The following is a 19304-nucleotide window of genomic DNA, read 5'->3' as shown; positions in this document are numbered from 1 at the left end:
CATCTTTGGCCCATGACACGCATCCTGACCCCCGCTGCCCTGTGCCTTGCCCTGATGTCCGCCCCCGCCTTTGCGCAGGACCCGCCGGAGGAACCGGGGTTCCTGGAACGCGGCCTCGGCGCGATCATGGGGCAGTTGTGGGGCGAGGAGGAGCCCGGTGCCACGTCGCCCCTGGCACAGGACCTGGCCGGCGCTCTGCGCCAGATGGGCCCCGTCCTGCAGGATCTGGCCGCGCAGGTCGATGACATCCGCAACTATCAGGCGCCGGAACGCCTGCCCAACGGCGACATCCTGATCCGACGCCGCGAAGACGCGCCCGCGCCGCCGCCCTTGGGCGACACGCTGCGCCCCGACGAAGACCCCTCCACGGACCAGCCGCAGATCGCGCTTTAGCGGTTCGCGTCGGCGATCAGTGCGCGGTGGTCGCGGGCCTTGGCCACGACCTCCTCGAATCGGGTGATGCCCTTGGCCTCCAGCGCGGGGATCAGCGCCAGATAGGCCTGCGCGGTGGCGATGGTATCGCCCATCGCGGTATGCCGGGCCTCAGGCGGGATGGCGATGCCAAGACGCTCGGTCAGCGCATCGAGCGTATGGACCTCTGACTGACCCCAGACCATCGCCGACAGCAGCACCGTGTCCAGCACCCGGTTGTCGAACCGCGTGCCGGTCTGCGCCTCGGCGCGCCGCAGAAAGCCCATGTCGAAGGGCGCGTTATGCGCGATCAGCACGCTGTCGTCGCAGAAATGCCGGAACGCCGTCAGCGCCGCGGTCAGATCCGGGGCGTCGGCCACCATCGCGTCGGTGATGTGATGGATCGCGGTCGAGGCCGGGGGAATGGGACAGCCGGGGTTCACCAGCGTCTCGAACCGTTCCCCGGTCAGGCGGCCGCGCGCCAGGCGCAGACCGGCGATCTGGACGATCCGATCGCGATCTGTCAGCCCCGTGGTCTCGGTATCAAAGACCACGCAGGTCAGGTCCGCCAGCCGCGACGACGCCGCCCCCCGCGTCGCCAAGGCGAAATCATAGGTCACCCCCGATCCGTCCGCGACGCCCTGCGCCAAGGCCAGCGGCATGACCAGCCGCGCCCTTGCGCCGTCGGTTTCCGGCCAGATGCCGGTGCCGTGGCGGGCCAATATCTCCGCCCCCGTCACATCGGGCTGGCCGGGATCGGGGGCGGCGGTCAGCCAACCCTCCAGCAGGTCGATGGGCACCGGCGACCCGCGCCAGTCCAGCACCAGCCGCATCTGGTCGTCAGGGTCCGGCCGGACCGACAGCACCGGGGTGTGACCCAGGGCGCGCAGCCGGGCATCCAGCAGAAGCAGCAGCGCGTTCAGGCTGGCCGCCTCTGCACGGAACGCCAGGGGCGGCAGATCCGCGGCCTCCAGCCCCGCGGCCAGTTCCGTCAGCGCAGCCACCGTGCCGGGCGCATCGCTGGCCATGATCCTGGACAGGCTGCGTGTGGCGTTGGCCAAGCCCTGCCCCTCGGCGCGGATCGCCTGAGCCAACGCGGGCGGGATCGGCCCGTCCAGCGCGTCCAGCATCGGAACCAGGGTGGAGGCATGGCGGCGCAGCGCCTCCAGCGTGTCGCGAGGCGCGGGGCGCTGGACCGCGCCATCGCGCAGGATCAGCAGCAGCCCGTCGTCGATCGCGCGCAACCGACCCGACAGGCGGACACCACCGACCGTCAGGCAGGTCAGGTCCGTCGCGGCGGCCCCCGCCGACAGCCGCATCTGTGCCGCCCGCAACGCGCCCGACGTCAAAAGCGTGTCCAGCGCCCGGTCCAGCGCCAGCCCCGGCAGCAGCCGCGCCGCGCTGGCGTTATAGAACACCACCCGCCCCCGTGCGTCGGCCATGACCGCGCCCGCGCCGAAATCGGCCAGGATCGCCTCCAGGCTGGCCTTTTCGCGCAGGGTTTCGGCGGCGTGATGCTGCAGCGCCTGCGCCAGCGCCTGGTCGGACCGTTCGCGCGCCAGGGCCGCGTCCCGTGCGGCCGGGCCCAGATCGGCAAGGTGACGGGCCTGCGCCAGGTCGGGAACGCGCCCGGTCCGCAACGCCCCGGCCAGCGATTCCAGCGGCCGGGCCAGGTGCCGGTCGAACAGGAACCACAGCGCGGTCATCAGCCCCAGCAGGCCAAGGCCCGCGATCATCGCGGCCTGGATCACCGCATCCTGCCCGCCCTGCACCACCCGCCACAGCGCCAACCCCGCCAGGACCAGCGCCGCAACCAGCGCGGCCAGGAAACAGCATCAGGATGCGCCGGCGCATCAGGACAGCAGGCGGGCCATCTCGGCCCGCAACTCGGCCAGTTCGAAGGGCTTTGCGATAAAGCCGTCGGCGCCTAGCGCCAGCCCCTTGCGCCGTTCGACCACGGAACCGCGTGCAGTCATCATCAGCACCCGCACCCCCGCCAGGTCGGGATCGGCGCGCACGTCCTGGACGATTTGATACCCAGATACCTCGGGCAGCATCACGTCCAGCAGGACCAGGTCCGGCCGCGTCTGGCGGATGCGGTCGACGGCGCCGCGTCCGGTGGCGATGCGGTCATGGCGATGGCCGTCGCGGGTCAGCAGGAAATCCAGCGCGGTGGCGATGTTGTCCTCATCCTCGATGACCAAGATGTCAGCCATTGGTCCCTCCATCCGGGCAGACGGTGGCAAAGGCCGCATCATCGCCCGCGGGCATCCAGTCGGCACGTCCCGGACGGATCCGCGCGCCCGCGCAGTCGAAGTCCTGCGGCACGATCACGGTCTGGCCGCGGCGCTCCACCAGCATGATCGGCGCACGGCGCGTGCCGTCCGCGCCCTGCGTGATCTGCGCGGGGTCCAGCGCGGCAAACCGCGTCTCGACCGGGAACAGATAGGTCCAGGGCGCCCAGGGCTGGCTGTCATGTCCCACGACCAGTACCTGCGAACCGGCAGGCAGGCTGGCCTGCGCGCGGTCGAACCATGCATAGTCGTTCCACACCGAATAGGCGACCATCGACAGCCCGATGCCCGCCGGCAGCAGCCAGGCGGCGGGCGACAGGCCCAGCTTGCGCGCCAGATGCATCCCGGCATAAAGCACCGCCGCCGCCCCGACCGCCGCGGCGATCACCCCGATCAGATCGCTTCCGATCCCTGTCATCCCAGCATCCCCTTGCCATGTCCCACCGCCGACTGCATTCCGCGCACGACGACGAAGGCGTCGCGCAGGTGGCTGCGTTCGAAATCCGACAGATCCGCCGGTGAGAGGTAGTTGTCGGGCCTGCGCCCCGCCCTGACCAGATGCGCCTGATTCTCAAGCCGCACGGTCTGGATCATGTCATAGGCCGCGATCAGGTCGCGCCCGCCCGTGGCCGAGATCACGCCCCGCGCCTCGGCCTCCTCCAGCCGGGCACGTGTGTTGACCGCGCCGATGCGCCCCTGCAGGGCATAGACCCGCGCCAGGTCGGTCATCGGAACCACGCCGTTGTGCTTCATGTCGATATGGTGGCGATGCTCTCCGGTCCGGATCGTGGCAAAGCCGCCGATCAGGCCAAGCGGAGGTCGATGTTTCAGTGAATTTCCAACCATATGCGCGATGAAAATCGAATTCTTCGAGGCCGCTTCCAAGGTTCCGTCCTGCAGGTCGCCCAGCAACTCGCCGTCGCCGCCGATGGCGCGTAGGTCGAACATGACCGAGGCCAGCATCTGCGCCTCGGGGCTGGGATGGGTGATCCAGTCGCGGAAATAGCCCTGCCAGACGTCCAGCGGCTGACACCAGCGCGAATTGGTCGCCATCATGTCGCCCGGGCAATGCACATAGCCGCAGGCATGCAGCCCGTCGCTGACCCGCCGCGCCAAGGTGGTGAACCACGGGTCCTTCGGATCGGCGCCGGGCGCCAGGATCAGGCAGTTGTCCTGATCGCTGGTGCCGGTCTGTTCCTGACGGCCCTGGCTGCCGCAGGCGGCCCAGCACCAGGCGGCGGGCGCAGGCCCAAGGTCGGCGGCCGTCAGGTCCAGCAGGCGGCGCGTGACCGCGTCGGCGATGTCGGTGATCATGCGGGTGATGATTTCGTGCCGCTGGCGGGCCTGAACCAACTGCGTCAGCAGTTCGGGGATGCGGGCCGTGATGGCGGCCATCTGTGCGGTGTCGCGCGCCTTGGCGACCTGCCGGATCAGCCCCCGCGGCGGAAATTGCCTGGACCCGCGTCAGGTCGGTCTGGCTGATCATGCCGACGAAACGGCCGTCATCGACCACCGGCAGATGCCCGATGCGCCGTTCCAGCATGATGTTCAGCACGTCATAGCCCAAGGCCGTGGGGGCCAAGGTCACCGGGTCGGGCGTCATCACGGCGCTGACCGGCTGACGCATGTCGCGCCCTTCGGCCACCACGCGGTTCGACATGTCGCGGATGGTGACCAGCCCGATCAGGCGGCCGCCTTGGGTGATGCCCAGGCTGCTGACGCGGGCGTCGCGCATCTGCCGGGCGGCTTCGATGATCGGGGTGTCGGGGGTGCAGCTGACCGGTTTGCCCGACAGCAGTTCCCCCACCTTGAGCCGGGCCAGGTCGCCCCCGCGGTCGGAGGGTCCCCTTCCCCGGTCGAAGAACCGGGCGACCGCGCGATGGTCAGCGATCAGGCGCGTCACCTCTGCCCGGGGCAACATCAGGATCACCGCCGGCCGGTCCATGACCCGCGCCGATGTGACCGCCACCCCGTCGCGCAGCAGGCCGCGTTCGCCGAAGGAATTGCGCGGCCCCAGCTGGGATACGCTGTCGCCGTTGCGGTCGGTGACCGCGACCTGGCCGCTTTCGATCAGGTACAGGCCCGGCAGGCGGTCTCCGAACTGATAGATCAGGTCGCCGGGGGCGAATGTCCTGCGGCTGAAGGAGGTGGCGACGCGCGCCAGCTCGTCCCGCTTCAGGCTGTCATAGGGATGCACGGTGGCGATGAAATCGACAATGCTGTCGGGCATCCGGGGTGACCTTGTGGGAAGGAGGGTGCCGCGCCCCCGGTCGGGGACGCGGCAGCATGATCAGTGCGCGACGGCACCGCCCGCACCGCGCGGGACACGGATCGATTCGACCAGTTCCTGCACATGGGCGGGGGGACGCTTGCTGACGGCCGAGACGCCGAAGGCGACCGCAAAGTTGATCACCGCGCCCACGGTGCCGAAGGAGGCCGGCGAGATGCCGAACAGCCAGGCGTCGGGCGTATCGGGGAACATGTTGGTCCCCGCGATGAAGAACCAGCCCTTGTAGGCGAAGATGTAGAGGATCGTAGACAGCATGCCCGCGATCATGCCGGCGATCGCGCCTTCCTTGCCGACACGCTTGGAGAAGATCCCCATCATCAGCACCGGGAAGATCGAGCTGGCGCAAGGCCGAAGGCCAGTGCCACGGTCTGGGCCGCAAAGCCCGGCGGGTTCAGGCCCAGCAGGGTCGCGACCAGGATCGACAGCGCCATCGAGACGCGCGCGGCCATCAGTTCGCCCTTTTCGCTGATGTTCGGGCGCAGCGTGCCCTTGATCAGGTCGTGGGACACGGCGCCCGAGATCGCCAGCAGCAGACCCGCCGCGGTCGACAGGGCGGCGGCCAGGCCGCCGGCAGCGACGATGGCGATGACCCAGCCCGGCAGGTTGGCGATTTCGGGGTTGGCCAGCACCATGATGTCGTTGTTCACGGTGGTCAGCTCGTTCCCGACCCAGTTCTGCTCGACCGCGGGGGGCGCCCGGCAGGGCGGCATGGGTTTCGGCCAAACGGGCGTCATAGGCGGCCTGGGCCGCGTCGATCGCCGCCTGGTCGCCGCTGGTGCGGGCCGCGGCCAGCGCGGTCGCCTGTGCGGCGGCTCCGTCGTTGTAGTACTGGATCAGGCCGTCGCCGTTCTTGTCCTCCCAGTTCAGCAGGCCGGTGGTCTGCCAGTTGCGCATCCAGGCCAGGTCCTCGCTGGTCTCGATGTCGGCCAGCGATACGGCGGGCTGGCTGAAGGTCTCGCCCTGCGCGGCGCCCGGCCACATGGTCGCGGTCAGGTTGAAGCGCGCCATCGAACCCACCGCCGGAGCGACGGTATAGAGCAGCGCGATGAAGACCAGCGCCCAGCCTGCCGACTTGCGGGCATCGGACACCTTGGGCACGGTGAAGAAGCGGATGATCACGTGCGGCAGACCCGCGGTGCCGATCATCAGCGCCATCGTGAACAGGACCATGTCCAGGGTCGAGTTGTGGTGCTCGGTATAGGCGCGGAAGCCCAGGTCGGTCACCAGACCGTCCAGCTGCGCCAGGAACGCCACGCCCGATCCCTCATGCGTGCCGAACAGGCCCAAGGGTGGCAGGAAGTTGCCCGTCAGCTGCAGCGAGATGAACACCGCCGGGATCGTGTAGGCGATGATCAGCACGACATACTGCGCGACCTGCGTGTAGGTGATGCCCTTCATGCCGCCAAGAACGGCATAGCAGAACACCAGCGCCGCGCCGATCCACAGGCCGGTCGCGTTCGACACCTCGAGATAGCGCGAGAAGGTGACGCCCACGCCGGTCATCTGGCCGATCACGTAGGTGATCGAGACGATCAGCAGGCAGATCACGCCGATGATCCGCGCGGTGCGCGAATAGAAGCGGTCGCCGATGAATTCCGGCACGGTGAACTTGCCGAACTTGCGCAGATAGGGCGCCAGCAGCAGGGCCAGCAGCACGTAGCCACCCGTCCAGCCCATCAGGTAGGTCGAGTTGTCATAGCCCGTGAAGGCGATCAGGCCCGCCATCGAGATGAAGGACGCGGCCGACATCCAGTCGGCAGCCGTCGCCATGCCGTTCATGACCGGTCCGACGCCACGGTTGGCGGCATAGAATTCGGCCGTGGATTTCGCCCGGCAATAGATGGCGATGCCGATATACAGCGCGAACGAGGCGCAGATGACCAGCAGGTTCAGGGTGAATTGGCTCATGGCTGGGTCCTCACTCGTCCACGCCGTGTTCGGCGTCCAGGCGGTTCATGCGCCAGGTGTAGAAGAAGATCAGCGCGATGAAGCACAGGATCGACCCCTGCTGCGCGAACCAGAATCCCAGATCCGTTCCGCCCACCGAGATGCCCGACAGCAGCGGCCGCAGGATGATGCCGAAGCCGTAGGACACCAGCGCCCAAATCGCGAGGCAAATGTAGATGATGCGTAGATTGGCCTGCCAATAGGCATTCGAGGATTGTCTGTCACTCATGTCCCTAGGTCCCTCCCTGTTCAGACATGTCTGTCACTCCGCCCTAGTGTTCTTCCAAGCCCGTCCCCGGCGATGGGCGCGGGCAGGTTTGCGGGGGCGCCAGGGCCCCCGGCCGGTCGTCAGCCGCGGTTCATGCGGTTGGCGATCAGATCGTCCACGACCTCGGGCTCGGCCAGGGTCGAGGTGTCGCCCAGGGTGCCGTGGTCGTTTTCCGCGATCTTGCGCAGGATGCGGCGCATGATCTTGCCGGACCGCGTCTTGGGCAGGCCCGGCGCCCACTGGATCAGGTCCGGCTTGGCGATCGGGCCGATCTCGGTGCGGACCCATTTCTCCAGATCGGCGCGCAGCTCCTCCGAGGGGTCTACGCCGTTCATCAGCGTGACATAGGCATAGATGCCCTGCCCCTTCATGGGGTGCGGATATCCCACGACCGCGGCCTCGGCGACCTTCTCATGGGCGACCAGGGCGGATTCGACCTCGGCCGTGCCCATGCGGTGGCCGCTGACGTTGATGACGTCATCGACGCGACCGGTGATCCAGTAATAGCCGTCCTCGTCCCGCCGGCAGCCGTCGCCGGTGAAGTAATAGCCGGGATACTGCTGGAAATACGCCTCCTCGAAGCGGGCGTGATCGCCCCACAGGGTCCGCATCTGGCCGGGCCAGCTGTCGCCGACGCACAGCACGCCCTCGGCCGGGTCGCCCTGCTGCACCTCGGCCGAGGCCGCGTCCAGGATCACCGGGACCACGCCGAAGAACGGCACCGTGGCCGATCCGGGCTTTGTCTCGATCGCGCCGGGCAGCGGCGTGATCAGGTGGCCACCGGTCTCCGTCTGCCACCAGGTGTCGACGATGGGGGCAGCGGCCCTTGCCGACATGTTCGCTATACCAGTTCCAGGCCTCGGGGTTGATTGGCTCTCCGACGGTGCCCAAGATGCGCAGCGACGACAGGTCATGCGCCTCGACCGGCTCGGGCCCCTTGGCCATCAGCGCGCGGATGGCCGTCGGTGCGGTATAGAACTGGGTGACCTTGTGCTTGGCGCAGACCTGCCAGAAGCGCCCGGCATCGGGCCAGGTCGGGACACCCTCGAACATGACGGTCGTGGCGCCGTTGGCCAGCGGGCCATAGACGATATAGCTGTGGCCGGTGACCCCACCCCACATCCGCCGTGCACCAGAAGACGTCGCCGTCCTTGTAGTCGAACGTGTACTGATGCGTCATCGCGGCATAGACCAGATAGCCGCCGGTCGTGTGCACGACGCCCTTCGGCTTGCCGGTCGATCCCGACGTATACAGGATGAACAGCGGATCCTCGGCGCCCATGGGGCGGGGCGGACAGTCGGGGGCGACCTGCTCCATCTGCGCCTTGACGTCGATGTCGCGCCCCTCGACCCAGGTGGTCTGGTCGCCGGTATGCTTGACCACAAGGCAGCGCACCTTGTCCGAACAATGCAGCAGTGCCGCGTCGGCGTTCGATTTCAGGTTCGTGCGCCGGCCGCCACGCGGCGCGGTGTCCGCGGTGACCAGAACCTTGGCGCCGCTGTCGTTGATCCGGTTGGCCAGCGCATCGGGCGAAAAGCCCGCGAAGACGATCGAATGGATCGCCCCGATGCGCGCACAGGCCAGCATCGCATAGGCGGCCTCGGGGATCATCGGCAGATAGATCACCACGCGGTCGCCGCGCATCACGCCCTGGCTCAGCAGGACGTTGGCGAACCGGTTCACCTTTTCGGACAGCTGGGCATAGGTGATGTGCTGGGCGGGCGTCTGCGGATCGTCGGGTTCGAAGATGATCGCGGTCTGGTTGGCACGGGTCGGCAGGTGGCGGTCGATGCAGTTGACCGAGGCGTTCAGGACCCCGTCCTCGAACCACTTGATGCTGACCTGCCCCAGGGTGAAGTCGGTGTTCTTGACCTTGGTATAGGGCGTCATCCAGTCCAGCCGCTGCCCCTCGCGGGACCAGAAGCCCTGCGGGTCGCGGATCGATTCGTCATACAGCCGCGCATAATCCTCGGGGCCGGCATGAGCGTCCTCCAGACCGGCCGGAATGGCGTGTTTGCGAATGTTTTCAGCGGTCATGACTTTCCCCCTCGTCGTCGCCATGCTGCAGCCCGGCCGCGACGACCCTTGTCAGGGTGTGGGCGCAACGCTGCGTCGCCACCATGTTAATCACAGATGAGGGAACAAGTTAACTTGTTTTTTACAAACGGAAATTTTGTAAATGAATTGACTTGAGGATCACCGATCCTGTCAATGCTTCACAAACGGGCAGAGTCCTCGGCAACCGTGACGCTGCCGTGCAGTCCCGCCCGAAGCACCGGCCGCGCATGGACCGCCACGACCCGGGTTCCGCGGCGCGCCAGCCGGTCGGACAGGTCGCGGATCATCTGGGCACCGCTTCGATCGATCAGCGTGACCTGTGACATGTCCAGAAGCAGCAGGCGGGGATGCGCGTCGATCCGGGCCAGCGCCCCCTCGATCCGCGCGACCGAGCCGAAGAAGACCGGCCCGGACAGATGGATCACCATCCGGTCCGCCGGGCCATCGGGGTCGGCTGCGGGGGCATGGGCGGTCCCCTCGCGCGACATCCGCGCGATGAACAGCATCCCGGTCAGCGCCATGCCGATCAGGATGCCGGTCGTCAGATCATGCAGGATCACGCCCAGGAAGGTCGCGGCCATCACCCCCGCCTCGGCCCGGTCGATGCGGGTCAGGCTGATCATCGCGTGCCATTCGATCATCTTCCAAGCAACAACCATCAGAAGCCCCGCCAGGCCGGCCAGGGGAATGGCCCCGACCAGCGGCGCCGCGACGATCAGGAAGGCCAGCAGCAGCGCGGCGTGGATCATCCCCGATGCCGGGCCGCGACTTCCGGCCTTCACGTTGGTCGCCGTCCGCGCGATGGTGCCGGTGACGCAAAAGCCGCCGAACAGACCCGCCCCCGATATTGGCAAGCCCCTGCCCGATCAACTCGTCATCGGGACGCATGCGGGTGCCGGCCATCTGGTCGGCGACCATCGCCGACAGAAGCGATTCGATCGCCCCCAGCAAGGTGAAGCCCACCGCGAAGGGCAGCGCCGCCTGAACGGACACCCAGTCAAGCGCGGGCAGCATCGGCATCGGCAGACCGGCCGGCAGCGCGCCGAAGCGATCAAAGACCGATGGCGCGTCCAGCACCTGTGCGGCAAGGGTGGCGGCGACGATCCCCAGCAGCAGCGCCGGCAGGCGGGGCGCCAGGCGCTGTGCGATCACGATAACCGCGACCGCGGTCAGTGCGACGCCGATGACCTGCGGATCAGCCGTGGCACGGGCCTGCCACAGGGCGGACAGCTTGGGCAGCAGCGCGGCAGGTTCGGGCACGGACAGCGTTAGGCCCAACAGGTCGCGCAGCTGGCTTGCGGCGATGATCACCGCAATCCCGGCAGTGAACCCCAAGATCACCGGATAGGGCACCAGCCGGATCGTGCCGCCAAGACGCAGCAGGCCCAGCACCGCCAGCATTGCACCGGACAGCATCGTGGCCAGGATCAGGCCGTCGATGCCGATCGCCGCGACGCAGCCCGCGACCAGCACGATGAACGCGCCTGCCGGGCCGCCGATCTGGTGGCGTGACCCGCCCATGGCGCTGACCAGGAACCCGCCCACGATGGCCGTGACCAGCCCGCGGTCGGGACCGACGCCACTGGCGATGGCGATCGCCAGAGACAGCGGCAGCGCCACGATGGCGACCGTAAGTCCTGCCTGCAGGTCCTTGAGATCGAATGAAAGATCCAGAAAGGCGGGGCGATAGCCCATGGATCCTCCGCACATGGCCTTGGGCCGAGGTTGCCCCCGGCCCAAGGCGCCTGTCAACAGCATGATCGTGCTATTGCGGGCGATCCATCCGCGCATAGATGCAGACCCGGCCGCGCAGGGGCTGTGACCAGGTCAGCCGGATCTGGCGTTTTGACGTGCCCGAATCCGGCACGACCGTCGGGGTCGCATCGACACGGGCGCCGCTGGTCGACTGCAGCGCGACCTCGGTCACGACGGACTGGACGGACCGCGCCCAGCCCTGGAATGGCAGGCCGGTCAGGACCGGCGTGGTCCAGGTCGCCGTCGCGGTGTTCTGGGTCAGCTGGATCATCAGCGGGTTCGACACATAGGTGTTGATGCCGTTGAAGGTGTTCGCCTCGAACTGCAGGTTTCGCATGCTGTTGTAGTTCAGGTCGGCGATCGAGGTGTCGACCCGGTCGATCCGCTCCACGTTGCCGTAAAGCGCCTTGAAGACGTTCCCCACGACGTTCAGCCCCTGGATGAAATGCCCCGAGCCATAGGGCTTGACGGTGATCCAGGTGAACCACGCAACGGTGTTCGAACACAGGAAGGTGTTGCCCGTCAGGGTCAGGCCGCCAAAGCTGAACTCGGACCCGGTGAAGTTTGGGATGGCGCTGTGTTCGTTGGTCCATTCGATCGAGGCGTTGTCGATATAGTTGCCCGACACCGTCGTCTGCACGTTGGGCTGGGTCAGCACCAGGCCCGCATAGCGCAGCCCCTGCCCCGACCCGTCGCCCTGGAACCAGTGGTTGCCGCTGATGATGTGGCCACCGCCGTTCGCCACCATGAAATGCGCGAACCGCACGAAGCGGTTGTTGCGGATCTTGATGTCGTTGGCGTTCACGTTGATCGCGACCGTGGTGCGCTGTTGCGCCGGCAGGTCGAGATCGTTCGAGATGAACTGACAGTTATCGACCAGCAGGTCCTGGCAGCCGCGCCCGATCGAGGTGATCGCCCGGTCCATCGGACGGGTGAAGTAGCAATCGGCGAACTGGATCATCTCTCCCTGCTGGGGCAGCATCACGCCACTGGCGATGCGGTCGCAGCCGAAATCGACCTTGGAGAAGTTCAGGCGGCTCAGTTCGCGCACGCCCGAAAAGTCGAACAGATAGCGATAGCGTTCAAAACTGTACTGCCGCGTCCCCGCGCCGCCATAAAGCGGCTGCGACAGGGTCAGCGTGCCCTGGGCGACGTTCTTGGCGTTCACATAGACCTCGCGGCCGACGCCGCTGCCGATGATGCGGCTGCCGACCTCCGATGGCCGCGACATTGGCGACGTTGCTGAGCAGATAGGGCTGGGCCGGGTTGTAGGTGCCGGGGCTGGTCGCGCGGCCGGTCTGCCATGCGGGGCCGGGCTTTGCCTGGATCGAGCCGTTCTGGATCACCCGGCGGTTCGCAAACCCCTCCAGCGTGGGCGCCAGTTCGGCCAGCATCAGCGGTTCGTCCAAGTCCACGCGGCGCCCGCCAAGGTCCAGAGAGATGTGGTCGGTATAGCCCAGCAGCGCCTGAAGCGCCTTTTTCATGCCAAGCGTCTCGTCGCCGAAGGCATCCGCATAGGTCGGAAAATCAAAGCTGCGCAGCAGCGACACGCGTGTTGAGGGCGGGGTGATGAGGCGGCCCTTGAAACGGATGCGGCTGTTGATCGACAGGTCGCCCGAGATGAAGAACGTCCCTGCGGGCACCACGATCGATCCGCCCGCCGCCGCTTGGTCCGCTGCCAGGAACGCGGCCCGGTCGTTCGTGACGCCATCGCCGACCGCGCCGAAATCGCGCACGTCCACCCAGTCCAGCAGCGACGGCACGAACGCCGCGGTGATGTCGTCGATACGGATCGATTCGACCCGGAACGCCCCGCCATTGGCGCCCACCAGGTCCAGACCGAAATGCCCATAGACCGCGCGCGTGCCCCACGGCAGATCGACGCCCGGCCGGTTGCCGACGCCGACGATGGCGCTGACCTCGACCACCTCGCCGTAGTTGCGCAGCGCCACGGTCGTCCCCGCGGTGACCAGGCCCGCGACCGCATTGCGCGACCCGTCGCCCGCCCAGCCCGCGATGCGCACGCTCGCCAGCGGCCCGGCGACGATCTTGACCCGCGCCGACACGCGCAGATAGACGCCGGGGATCATCGGCGTCTCTCCCATGAAGCGCAGGCTGGTCGTGGTCTGCTGCTTGACGACCTCGAAGCAGGGACCGAAATCCTGGTCGGCGGGAACGATGCCGGCATTGCCCGCATCGGCCCAGGTGGGACTGCCCGATGTGCCGTCGCTGGCGCGACCAAACGCCCAGGCCCGCCCTGAAGGCGGGTGGGGTCAGCAAAAGCCCGTTCGTGATCGCTATGTTCATCGGCTATCCCTTCCGTATCGGCATGGCGGGCGGGTCCGGGAAGACCCGCCGTGATGCGGACAGAAATAGTTGATGAAAGGTTAACGGGGCCTGAACGCAGCGTGCGCCGCAACGGCCCCGTCCGCAACGTCAGCCTTGGTTCAGGACCAGCTTGCCGTCAAGCGCGTCCCGGATCAGGTCACGGGTCTCATCCACGCCGTAAAGCGCGATGAAGCCGCCGAACCGGGGCCCCTGGTCCGCGCCCAGCAGCACCTGGTACAGGGCCGCGAACCAGTCGCGCAGCGGCTCGAACCCGTGCTCCTTGCCGACGGCGAAGACCATCGACTGCAGCGTTTCGGGGTCGGCGGGCTGGTCCCATGCGGCCAGCCGATCGGCCAGGTCCTGCATCGCGGCACGCTCGACTTCGGTGGGTTCGCGGAACTGCCGCGAGGGGGCCACGAAATCGGTGAAATAGCGCAGCGCAAAGCCCGCAGCCTGATCCAGACCGGGATGCGTCTCGGGGCTGGCCTCGGGGGCATAGCGGCGGATGAACCCCCACAGCCCCTCCTTGTCCGCGGCGCCCGCGACGGATGCCAGGTTCAGCAGCATCTGGAACGGGATCGCCATGTCGGACGCCGGCACGTTGCCGCCGTGGATGTGCCAGACAGGGTTCGCCAGCTGCTGTTCGGGGGTCTGGTCGGGAAAGGCGCGCAGCTGCTGGTGGTATTCGTCCACCGCCTTGGGGATCACGTCCAGATGCATCCGCTTGGCCGTCTTGGGCTTGAGATACATGAAATAGGACAGGCTTTCCGTGGACGCATAGGTCAGCCAGTCGTCGATCGACAGGCCGTTGCCCTTGGATTTGCTGATCTTCTGGCCGTCCTGGTCCAGGAACAGCTCATAGGTGAAATGCTCGGGCTTTTTGCCGCCCAGGATCTCGCAGATGCGGTCATAGATCGGCGTGTTTGTGCTGTGATCCTTGCCATACATCTCGAAGTCGACGTCCAGCGCGGCCCAACGCGCACCGAAATCGGGCTTCCACTGCAGCTTCACATTGCCGCCGGTGACCGGCAGGGTGATCTCCTCGCCGTCCTCGTCAAACGTGATGGTCCCGGCCTTGGCGTCGACATGCTTGATCGGCACATACAGCACGCGGCCCGTCTTGGGGCTGATCGGCAGGAAGCAGGAATAGGTCTGCTGACGCTCTTCGCGCAGGGATGCCAGCATCACCGCCATGATGTCGTCATAGCGTTCGGCGGCGCGCAGCAGCACCGCATCGAACTGGCCGGACTTGTAGAACTCGGTCGCGCTGACGAATTCGTAGTCGAAGCCGAACGTGTCCAGAAAGCGGCGCAGCATGGCGTTGTTGTGACCGCCAAAGCTGTCGTATTCGCCGAACGGATCGGGGACCGAGGTCAGGGGAAGCTGCAGGTGCTCCTTCAGCATCTCCTGGTCGGGGACGTTCTCGGGGACCTTGCGCATGCCGTCCAGATCGTCCGAGAAACAGATCAGCCGCGTCGGGATGTCGCTGATCTCCTGAAAGGCGCGGCGGATCATCGTCGTGCGCGCGACCTCTCCGAAGGTGCCGATATGGGGCAGGCCCGAGGGGCCATAGCCCGTCTCGAACAGGACATAGCCCTTTTCGGGGGGCTGCTTCTCGTACCGTTTCAGCACCCGGCGCGCTTCTTCGAACGGCCAAGCCTTCGATTGCATCGCGGCGTCGCGCAGGGTGGTCATGGTCGGATCTCCTGTTGAGGTCCGGAACGCTTATTGAAAGCGCCGCAGATCGTCAATAATTTGCACCCGAACGAAGCGGAGTGTGCCATGACCATCGACCTGCCTTCCCTGTCCCCCTGCGATGCGCTTGTCGCGGTGATGGTGGCGGTGTCCTGCTCGGACAGCACCATCCGCACGTCCGAACTGGTGGCGATCCAGCGGATGGTCGACCATGCGCCGGTCTTTGCGGCCTATGACGACGACCGCATCCGGCCGATCAGCCAGACCGTGATGACGCTGTTCGACGAAGAGGACGGCGTGGACGCGCTGTTCGGCTTGATCCGCGACGCGCTGCCCGAAAAGCTCTATGAGACGGCCTATGCGCTGGCCTGCGACGTGGGCGCCGCCGACGGCCGCCTGTACGAGGGCGAGGTCATGATGCTGGCCGAGATCCGCGACCAGTTGAACATCAGCCGCCTGCACGCCGCCGCGATCGAGCTGTCGGCCCGCGTGCGCCACATGACCGTCTAGGCCAGGCGACCCGCGAAACTGTTCAGCAGATCGGCCTGCAGCGCCTTGGCCTGCCGGGTCCAGGTGCTGACCCCTGCGGGCAGCTCCTCTCCGATGGCGGCTCGGCGACGCTCGGCATCGGCGCAGAAGATGGTGAACACGCCTTCGGTTCCCGACGGCCCGGTGACGTATCCGGCCAGGTTCGACACGAAGTTCAGCGTCCCGGTCTTGGCCGCGACCGGCGCGTTGACCGGGTGGTCGTCGTCGGCCAGCGGATTGCGCCGCATCAGGCGCGACAACAGCAGATCGCGCCCCGGCCCCGCCAGCACGCGCGTCATCGCATAGGGGCTGATCCGGCTGGCATCCGACAGGCCCGAATGATCGGCCAGCCGCATCCCCTGCCCCAGCCCGTCCAGCCAGCCGCGCATCGCCTGTCCCGACCGCACCAGATCGGGCGCACCGCTGGCATGCAGCCCAAGCGCCTCGGCCGTCAGGTTCGTGGAATATTCCAGCATGTCGCGGACCAGCGCCTCGACCGGGGGACTGTCATGATGCGCGATGTCCTGGCCCGCTGGCAGGCGGTCGATGACGTCGGGCGCGGGCAGGACCAGCCCGCGGGCGCGGCACAACGTCTGGAACACGTCCGCCGTATAAAGTTCGGGCAGGCGCACCGGCAGCCACCGGCTGCCCGTTCGACCCATCGCGGCGCGGGATACGGTCCAATATTCGCGTTCCAGATCGTGGCGATAGGTGAACAGGTCGGCCTGGTCGCCCGGCATCGCGGTGACGGTATAGGCGCGGGGGGAATTGTCGGCCGCCCGCGCCTCGACACTGATCTGATGGTCGACGCCCACGCGGGTCCAGCCCAGATGGACACGGTTGAAGTTCAGCATCAGCCCCGAGATGGCGGGGTTGTAAGGCAGATGATCGTCCTGTTCGGGGGCGATTTCGGCGATGCCGGGCAAGGCGCCGCCCCAGACCGCAAAGCGCGCAGGGCTTGGCGTCTTCAGCCCGGCAAGATCGTCGGCCAGACGCGCCAGGTCATCGGTGGTCAGCACCGGGTCGCCGCCGCCCGCCAGGATCAGCGTGTCCCCTGCCCTGATCACCCGCGTGCGGAACCGATGGGCCGGGCCAAGCCGGTCCAGCGCATAAAGCGCGGTGATCGCCTTCATCGTGCTGGCCGGCGCCAGCAACGCCCCCGCCTGGCGCAGGGCCAGCGGTTCGGTCCCGTCGGTCAACGCAAAGGCCACCCGCCCGGGCAGGCCGGACCGCGCGACAAGATCACCGGGTTCCGGAACGGGTCGCGGCCGGGGGCGCAGGTCCAGCCCTTGCGCGGATAGGGTACCGGGGGCCAGGGTCGCGGCCGCAATCATGGTCAGCATCCGGCGTCGGTTCAGCGTCATCGCAGCCCTTTCCGCAGTTCGGTTGAGGACAGGCCCGACATCGGCAGGTTCAAAAGCACCCAGGCCGGCGGCCGTGCCTGTGCCAGCAAAGCGGCCCGCGCTTCCGGCAGGCGCGCGCGACGCAGGATGCTGGCCGCAACGGCATGACGCGCCGCCAGCCGCGATCCGGGCCGGGCCATCACGGCAATCGGCACCTGGTCGGCGATTGCGCGCCAGCGGTCCCAATGGTGGAACTGCACCATGTTGTCGGACCCCATCAGCCAGACGAACCGCACCCCCGGATAAAGCCGCGCAAGCGCGTGCAGGGTATCCGCCGTCTTGCGCAGGCCAAGCCTGGCCTCGATGTCGGTGACAAGGATGCGGGGATCGCGGGCGGTGGCACGGGCGGCGGCCATGCGCGTCGCCAACGGCGCGGGGCCGTGCGCCTTGAGCGGGTTTCCGGGAGAGACCAGCCACCAGACCCGGTCAAGACCCAGCCTGCACAGGGCGACCTGGCTGATCAGCAGGTGCCCCTGATGGGCCGGATCGAAGGACCCGCCCAGAATGCCGATGCGCTGGCCTGGCCGCGCGAGGGGAAAGCCCGTTCGCATCCGGCTCGATTAGCGCAAGGCGGCGCCCGCGCCAAGCACGCGGACCGCAAAAAGCGGGTGCCAGACCCACGGCCCGGCACCCCTTGGCGTCATTTCACGGTGATGCGGCCATCGACATAGGGGGCATAGCCCTCCTGACGCGCGCCCAGATAATCCGCCACCACTTCGGCCAGATCGGGTCCGAAATCATAGGCGTTCTGGCCGCCCTTCGCGAAGACCTCGTACCCGTCGCCGCCCCCGCGCATGTAGTTGTTGGTGGCGACGCCATAGGTCGCCGCAGGATCGATGGGCACCCATTCGCCATCGTGCTGCACCATCACCTCGCTGATGCGCGCGCCCGATTCAGCAGCAGGATCGACGGTGTATTTCAGTCCCGCCACCTGCGCGAAACGGCCTGCGGCCTCCTCGTACTGGCTGGCGCCGTTCTCCAGTGCGGCGACGACATCGGCACCGGTCAGCTGAAAGGTCGCCAGGACGTTCTGGAACGGCAGGACGGTATAGACCTCGCCCATCGTCACCTCGCCTTCGTCGATCGACGCGCGCAGTCCGCCACCGTTCTGGATGGCAATGGTCACGCCCTGATCCGCCACGCGGTCCAGCATGGCGTCGGCCACAAGATTGCCCATCTCGCATTCCCGCGCACGACAGACGTCCCGGTCGCCGTTGATCGGCGCCGATGTGCTGGCCACCACCTCCTCGCGCAGCGCGGCAATGGGTTCGGCCATCTCGGCCACGCGGGCGGCGATCGCCTCGTCCTCGGGAACCGAGGCGTCCAGCAGAATGGGCTCGCCCTCGACCGACGTCAGAACGCCCGCATCATCGAAGGTCAGCGTGAGATGGCCAAGATACTTGCCATAGGCATAGACCTGCGCCACCGGCACCTGCGCGCCGTCTGCCCCGTCCACCATGGTGGGATAGGCCGCCGTCGCGCCCTCCATGTCACCCAGCAGGGTGTGAGAGTGGCCACCGATGACCGCATCGATCCCCGGCACCTCGGCTGCCAGTTCCAGATCGCGCAGATAGCCGACATGGGTCAGGGCGATGACCTTGTCGACGCCCTGATCGGCCAGTTCCGCCGCTGCCGCAGCAAGGCTGTCGGCGTCATCCTGAAAGATGACATTGGGCCCGGGCGACGCCGTTTCAGGCGTGTCCATGGCCAAGGCCGAGACGATGCCGATCTTCTGGTCGCCGACCTCCAGGATGGTGTGCTTGGCGACCTTGTCGGCCAGCACGTTCGACTGGGAAACGTCGATGTTGCTTGACAGGACCGGAAAGTCGACGCCGTCGGTCAGTACCGCCAGACCCTCGGGTCCGTCGTCGAACTCATGGTTGCCGACCGCCATCGCGTCATAGCCGATGGCGTTCATGAACTCGACCACCTCGGTGCCCTTGTAGGTCGTGTAGAACAGCGACCCCTGGTACTGATCGCCCGCATCCAGCACGATGACGTTCCCGCCCTCGGTCGTGATCCGGTCGCGCAGTTCCTTGATCTTGGTGGCGATGCGGGCCATCCCGCCAAAGCATTCGCCCGCGGCGGTCTGTTCCGCATCACATGTGCTGTCGCGGTCACTGATCGGCTCAATCCGGCTGTGGACGTCATTCGTGTGAAGAATGTGCAGAACGGTTTCGGCCTGCGCGGTTCCTGCGAACAGCGCGATGGCGGATGCGGCGGCAAGAAGGCGTCGTGTCATCCCTGATTCCCTATGTGGCCCTGTTGGTTGGCCCCGGCAGCTTGGCGCAGCCGACGGGGCGGGTCAAACCTTCAGGTCCCTAGG

The 19304-nt window shown here is 67.3% G+C and carries 12 protein-coding genes and 5 pseudogenes; 2 read left to right on the top strand and 15 right to left on the bottom strand.

Translation table 11 applies throughout. From position 1 onward, the window contains the following. Positions 1-12: 12 nt before the first annotated feature. Positions 13-393 (top strand): AAA+ family ATPase, encoded by a 381-nt coding sequence (locus F1642_RS02865; protein ID WP_194885399.1) that lies wholly within the window; start codon positions 13-15, stop codon positions 391-393. On the opposite strand, the gene F1642_RS02860 is transcribed toward F1642_RS02865, so the two are convergent. The 12 genes and pseudogenes from F1642_RS02860 to F1642_RS02815 all read right to left on the bottom strand — a co-directional run bounded on the left by F1642_RS02860 (position 390) and on the right by F1642_RS02815 (position 15047). After that, positions 390-2201 (bottom strand): exonuclease domain-containing protein, encoded by a 1812-nt coding sequence (locus tag F1642_RS02860; RefSeq protein WP_255522054.1) that lies wholly within the window; start codon positions 2199-2201, stop codon positions 390-392. The genes F1642_RS02865 and F1642_RS02860 overlap by 4 nt on opposite strands. A gap of 63 nt (positions 2202-2264) precedes the next feature. Further along, entirely contained in the window at positions 2265-2627 is a 363-nt protein-coding gene (locus F1642_RS02855; RefSeq protein WP_042244394.1) for a response regulator transcription factor, read from the bottom strand. Then, entirely contained in the window at positions 2620-3123 is a 504-nt protein-coding gene (locus F1642_RS02850) for a hypothetical protein (protein WP_127898357.1), read from the bottom strand. Before F1642_RS02850 ends, F1642_RS02855 begins: the two co-directional genes overlap by 8 nt. Then, positions 3120-4935 (bottom strand): annotated as a pseudogene (locus tag F1642_RS02845) (DUF294 nucleotidyltransferase-like domain-containing protein). The gene F1642_RS02850 and the pseudogene F1642_RS02845 overlap by 4 nt, the downstream one beginning before the upstream one ends. A 60-nt stretch (positions 4936-4995) precedes the next feature. After that, positions 4996-6903, bottom strand: a pseudogene (locus F1642_RS02840) (sodium:solute symporter family protein). A 10-nt stretch (positions 6904-6913) separates the two neighbouring features. After that, positions 6914-7171 (bottom strand): DUF4212 domain-containing protein, encoded by a 258-nt coding sequence (locus F1642_RS02835; RefSeq protein ID WP_042244402.1) that lies wholly within the window; start codon positions 7169-7171, stop codon positions 6914-6916. Between the two features lie 119 nt (positions 7172-7290). After that, a pseudogene (acs, locus tag F1642_RS02830) lies at positions 7291-9248 on the bottom strand (acetate--CoA ligase). Between the two features lie 179 nt (positions 9249-9427). Further along, positions 9428-9892: an STAS domain-containing protein gene (locus F1642_RS15245; RefSeq protein WP_255522101.1), complete on the bottom strand. Its 465-nt coding sequence runs from the start codon at positions 9890-9892 to the stop codon at positions 9428-9430. A 6-nt stretch (positions 9893-9898) separates the two neighbouring features. Next, positions 9899-10051: pseudogene (locus F1642_RS15240) on the bottom strand (SulP family inorganic anion transporter); the annotation flags it as partial. Between the two features lie 118 nt (positions 10052-10169). Then, positions 10170-10964 (bottom strand): annotated as a pseudogene (locus F1642_RS15235) (SulP family inorganic anion transporter); the annotation flags it as partial. A 1142-nt stretch (positions 10965-12106) separates the two neighbouring features. Then, positions 12107-13114: a glycoside hydrolase family 55 protein gene (locus F1642_RS15230; RefSeq protein WP_255522053.1), complete on the bottom strand. Its 1008-nt coding sequence runs from the start codon at positions 13112-13114 to the stop codon at positions 12107-12109. A 346-nt stretch (positions 13115-13460) separates the two neighbouring features. Then, complete coding sequence (locus F1642_RS02815; protein ID WP_045999335.1) at positions 13461-15047, bottom strand: lysine--tRNA ligase; 1587 nt, start codon at positions 15045-15047, stop codon at positions 13461-13463. 87 nt (positions 15048-15134) lie between these two features. Here F1642_RS02815 and F1642_RS02810 point away from each other — a divergent pair, with 87 nt between their 5' ends. Further along, positions 15135-15557, top strand: a complete 423-nt coding sequence (locus tag F1642_RS02810) for a tellurite resistance TerB family protein (RefSeq protein WP_045999336.1) — start codon at positions 15135-15137, stop codon at positions 15555-15557. On the opposite strand, the gene F1642_RS02805 is transcribed toward F1642_RS02810, so the two are convergent. From F1642_RS02805 to F1642_RS02795, 3 genes are all read right to left on the bottom strand, one after another. Next, positions 15554-16939, bottom strand: coding sequence for a D-alanyl-D-alanine carboxypeptidase/D-alanyl-D-alanine-endopeptidase (locus tag F1642_RS02805; protein ID WP_139597536.1), 1386 nt, complete (start codon positions 16937-16939; stop codon positions 15554-15556). The two genes, F1642_RS02810 and F1642_RS02805, sit on opposite strands and share 4 nt — an antisense overlap. Next, positions 16936-17529 (bottom strand): nicotinate-nucleotide adenylyltransferase, encoded by a 594-nt coding sequence (locus F1642_RS02800; protein ID WP_194885398.1) that lies wholly within the window; start codon positions 17527-17529, stop codon positions 16936-16938. Before F1642_RS02800 ends, F1642_RS02805 begins: the two co-directional genes overlap by 4 nt. An 89-nt stretch (positions 17530-17618) precedes the next feature. After that, positions 17619-19220, bottom strand: a complete 1602-nt coding sequence (locus F1642_RS02795; RefSeq protein ID WP_139597534.1) for a bifunctional UDP-sugar hydrolase/5'-nucleotidase — start codon at positions 19218-19220, stop codon at positions 17619-17621. Positions 19221-19304: the final 84 nt, after the last annotated feature.

It is taken from the genome of Paracoccus sp. NBH48 (assembly GCF_015390265.1).
Classification (GTDB): Bacteria; Pseudomonadota; Alphaproteobacteria; order Rhodobacterales; family Rhodobacteraceae; genus Paracoccus; species Paracoccus marcusii.
The sequence above is the reverse complement of the archived record's forward strand: the minus strand, read 5'-3'. Positions and strand labels throughout refer to the sequence as shown.